Source organism: uncultured Aquincola sp. (genome assembly GCF_964001545.1).
Classification (GTDB): Bacteria; Pseudomonadota; Gammaproteobacteria; order Burkholderiales; family Burkholderiaceae_C; genus Aquincola.
In genome coordinates, this window is the sequence record NZ_CAXFDV010000529.1 from 1 (window position 1) to 4,033 (window position 4,033).

General features: G+C 70.9%; 6 protein-coding genes. 2 read left to right on the plus strand and 4 right to left on the minus strand.

The window, feature by feature from the left end:
• The 4 genes from ABNT58_RS18210 to ABNT58_RS18225 form a co-directional block, all read right to left on the minus strand.
• On the minus strand, nt 1-611 hold a 611-nt coding region (locus ABNT58_RS18210; RefSeq protein WP_348754860.1), incomplete at its 3' end, for an LrgB family protein.
• Nucleotides 608-997: a CidA/LrgA family protein gene (locus tag ABNT58_RS18215; protein WP_348754861.1), complete on the minus strand. Its 390-nt coding sequence runs from the start codon at nt 995-997 to the stop codon at nt 608-610. The genes ABNT58_RS18210 and ABNT58_RS18215, both read right to left, overlap by 4 nt.
• A 43-nt stretch (nt 998-1,040) precedes the next feature.
• Nucleotides 1,041-1,439 (minus strand): methylglyoxal synthase, encoded by a 399-nt coding sequence (locus ABNT58_RS18220; RefSeq protein WP_348754862.1) that lies wholly within the window; start codon nt 1,437-1,439, stop codon nt 1,041-1,043.
• Entirely contained in the window at nt 1,436-2,041 is a 606-nt protein-coding gene (locus ABNT58_RS18225) for a restriction endonuclease (RefSeq protein ID WP_348754863.1), read from the minus strand. The genes ABNT58_RS18220 and ABNT58_RS18225 overlap by 4 nt, the downstream gene beginning before the upstream one ends.
• Before the next feature lie 154 nt (nt 2,042-2,195).
• Between ABNT58_RS18225 and ABNT58_RS18230 the strand changes: the two genes are divergently transcribed.
• A complete protein-coding gene (locus tag ABNT58_RS18230; RefSeq protein ID WP_348754864.1) occupies nt 2,196-2,729 on the plus strand; it encodes a riboflavin biosynthesis protein RibA in 534 nt (177 codons plus the stop codon).
• A gap of 232 nt (nt 2,730-2,961) precedes the next feature.
• On the plus strand, nt 2,962-4,033 hold a 1,072-nt coding region (locus tag ABNT58_RS18235; protein ID WP_348754865.1), incomplete at its 3' end, for a methyl-accepting chemotaxis protein.

A 4,033-nucleotide genomic window follows, 5' to 3' on the forward strand; every position in this document is an offset into this window, starting at 1 on the left:
CGCGCGGTGCCGATGGCGTGCGAGGCCACACCCACCGCAAAGCCGCGCACCGCGGGGTCCTGGATCTTCAGCAGGTTGAACAGGCTGCGCGCCATGATGGCGCCCGAGATGCCCGTCACCGCCACTGCCACCGCGGCCAGCGAAGGCAGACCGCCGATGCGCTCGGCCACGCCCATGGCGATCGGCATGGTCGAAGACTTGGGCGCCAGCGAGCGCAGCGTTTCGGGCGATGCGCCCAGCAGCCAGCCGATGCCCACCGCGCTGACGATGGCGGTGAGGCAGCCGCTCAGCAGCGCAATGCCCACCGGCCAGGCCATGCGCTTGAGCCGCGCCAGCTGGTTGTACAGCGGGATGGCCAGCGCCACCGTGGCCGGGCCGATCAGGAAGTGCACGAACTTCGCGCCCTCGAAGTACTGCGGATAAGGCGTGCGGGTGAGCAGCAGCACGGTGACGATGGCCGCCACCGACACCAGCACCGGATTGACCAGCGGGTTGAGCCCGCTGCGCCTATACAGCGCCAACGCGCCAAGGTACACCAGCACCGTGATCGTGAGCCACAGCAGCGGCGATTGCGCCAGGAACACCCAGATCTGGAAGAACTCGGCCTTCATGCGCGCGGCTCCGTGGGGGCGGCAGCGGCGTCCGGGTCCACGTCGGGCGGCCGGCGCTTGAGCAGGGCCTGCAGCACCAGGGCGGTGACCACCAGCGTGATGGCCGCGCCGCCGATGCAGGCCACGAAAAAGGGCAGCCATTCCTGCGCCACGCGCTCGAACAGCATCATCACGCCGGCCACCGCGGGGATGAACAGCAGCATCATGTTCTGCAGCAGCACCTCGCCCAGCTTGCGCAGCGGCTCGGGCACGCGGCCATGCCACACCAGGCCGGCCAGCAGCAGCAGCATGCCCACCAGCGGGCCGGGCAACGGCAGATGCAGCGATTGAACCAGCAGCTCTCCGACGAGCTGCAGCACCAGAAGAACAGCAAAGGCCTGGATCATGGCCGCGAGTTTTGCACGCGGCTGCGCAGGCTTGGCGCCGGTGCTAGCCCAGGCCGGCCTGCAGCGCGATCTGCCGCAGCATCAGCCGTGCGCCGGCCACGTTGGTGGCGCAGGGCACGTCGTGCACGTCACAGGCGCGCACCAGGGCATTGATGTCGGGCTCATGCGGCTGCGCGGTCATGGGGTCGCGCAGAAAGATCACCGCGTCGAGCCCGCCCACCGCCAGGCGGGCACCGATCTGCAGGTCGCCGCCCAGCGGGCCGCTGAGCAGGCGTTCCACCGTCAGGCCCACTTCGTCCTGCAGGCGCTGGCCTGTGGTGCCGGTGGCGCACAAGGTGCAGCCCTGCAGCAGCGCGGCGAACTCCTGGGCCAGCGCCACCATGGCCTGCTTGCGGCCGTCGTGGGCAATCAGTGCGATGCGCGGCTGGACCATGGCGTTCATGCCTTGCGCGGCGCCGTGGCCGGCGGGGTTACCGGCAGCTCGCGCAGCAGCTGCGCCAGCGGCATGCCGCGCAGCAAGGTGATGGCGTTCTGGTTGGCAAAGCTCACGGCGGCCTCGCTGGGCTCGCCCAGGGCCAGGTACAGGCCGCTGGTGCCCTCGTGCTGGTTCACGGCCTGCAGCAGCTCGCGCAGCGGCTCCACGCCCACGCGGGCGGCCTTCAGGCGGCGGGCGCTGGCCACCACGGTGCGGCCCTGCCGCTGCAGCAGGAAGTCGGCGCGCTGGCCGGTCAGGCGCTGCACGGTGTAGCCCTCGCGCTGCCAGGCGGCGGTCAGCGCATCGGCCAGCTCGATCCAGCCGATGCTGCCGGCGGCCTTGAGCAGCGCGTCGGCCTTGGCCGGGCTGGGCAGGCCCCACTGCCGGCGCAGCGCCATCACCGAGATGACGAAGAACGGGGCGCTGCCCAGCGCACCCACCACCCGTATCGAGGCAGGTAGCAGCGCGAACGACACCGCCACGAAGGCCAGTGCCACCAGCAGGCTGATCCACCAGCGCGAACGCAGCAGGATGGCAAAGAGCGAGTTTTCGGCCATGCGAAGTTTCATGGGCGGCGATTGTGATGCAGCGGACCACTTGGTTACCGGCCGTAGGCCCTGGCCGACAGTGCAACGGGCCGTCGGTTGATCGCGCTGGCCGCGTGGGGACGGTTCAATGCAGCATGCGCCGGGACCACGGCGCCTGCATCACGAGGAGACCCCCATGCGAGCTGCGATGAACCTGTTCGGCGAGCGGTCCCTGACGCTGGTCGCCGCACTGTTCGACAACGGCACGGCCGCCGCCCGTGCCGCAGGCAGCCTGCAGCGACAGCAACGCGGCGAGCGCTGCCCGGTGCTGGTGGTCGAGCCCAACGACCCGCGGCTGGGCCGCAAGCTGGAGCCCGAGTCCACCGGCATCTGGCACACCCTGCTGCGAAGCCATGCGCGGCTGGCGGTGCTGGGCGTGGTGGCCGGTGCCGTGGTGGGCGCGGTGCTGGTGGCTGGGGGTTGGGACGCGGCCGAGGCCGCACCGGGCCTGACCATCGCCATTGCGGCGGCCTATGGTCTGTTTGCCGGGCTGCTGCTGGCCGGCCTGCTGACGCTGCGGCCCGACCGTGGCCGCGTGATCAGCAGCGTGCGGGCGGCCACCGAGCATGGCCGGTGGGCGGTGGTGGCGCATCCGCGTTCGGCCGAAGAGGCCGACGCCGCGCGCGAGGCGCTGGCGCGCGAAGGCGGCGACGTGATCCGATCGATCTGATCTGATGACTAGTTAACGATGAATGATGGGTCGAAGGGATCAATGGCGACGGTGAACGGGTCGATGACGCCTGAGGCGGCCCCTCCCTTGCACGCGCGCGTCAGGGCGGCCCTGGACGCGCTGCCCTGCCTTTCGGTCGCCCATGTCATCCCACGCTGTCACGACACCGCACCACCCCCAACTTGACGCCCATGCGTCCTTGCGCGCGGTAGCTCGCCACGGCGACCTGATCATGGCGGCCACCCTGGTCGCCGGCGCGCTGGCCGCCCTGGCCATCGGCCAGCACTTCGGCCAGGGCGGGCTGGCGTTGTGGGGCGCGGGTGGCCTGCTGCTGGTGGGCCTGGCCGGCTTTTTACTGGCGCGTGGCACGCTGTGGTCGCAGCTGCTGCTGGTGGCCACCAACGCCGCGATGGTGGCCCTGCACATCCAGCTGGGCCGTGGCACGGTGGAGTTCCACTTCGGCGTGTTCGTGCTGCTGGGCATGGTGCTGGTGTACCGCGACTGGCGGCCGCTGGTGCTGGCGGCGGGGCTGTTCGCGGTGCACCACGTCGTGTTCGACCGCCTGCAGGCCGCCGGCCTGCCGGTGTACTGCACGCCGCAGGCCGACTTCCTGAAGATGCTGATGCATGCCGGCTACGTGGTGGCGCAAACCGGCATCGAGGTGGTGATGGCGCTGCAGCTGCGCCGCGCCACCACCGAGTCGGCCGAGCTGGCGGTGCTGGTGCACCAGCTCGACCGGGGCGAGGCGCTGTGCCTCGATGTCTCGGCCGCGCCCGCCAGCACCGAGACGGCCGCCTTGCTCAAGGCCGCGTTGCAGAAGATGCGCACGGCCATGGCCGAGGTGGGCCGTGCATCTGCCGCCATCGAGCAGGCCGCCGCCGAGATCGCCACCGGCAACAACGACCTGAGCCTGCGCACCGAGGCGCAGGCCGGCAATCTGCAGGAAACCGCTTCGTCGATGGAGCAGCTGACAGGCACCGTGCGCAACACCGCCGAGACGGCCGCCGAGGCCGATGCGCTGGCCCGCCAGGCCTCGGCCGCCGCCGAGGGCGGTGGCCAGGTGGTGGACAAGGTGGTGGAGACCATCGGCCAGATCAGCGACTCGTCGCGCCGCATCGCCGACATCATCGGCACCATCGACGGCATTGCGTTCCAGACCAACATCCTGGCGCTCAATGCCGCGGTGGAAGCCGCCCGCGCCGGTGAACAAGGCCGCGGCTTCGCGGTGGTGGCCGGCGAAGTGCGCAGCCTGGCCCAGCGCAGCGCCACGGCGGCGCGCGAGATCAAGTCGCTGATCGGCGACA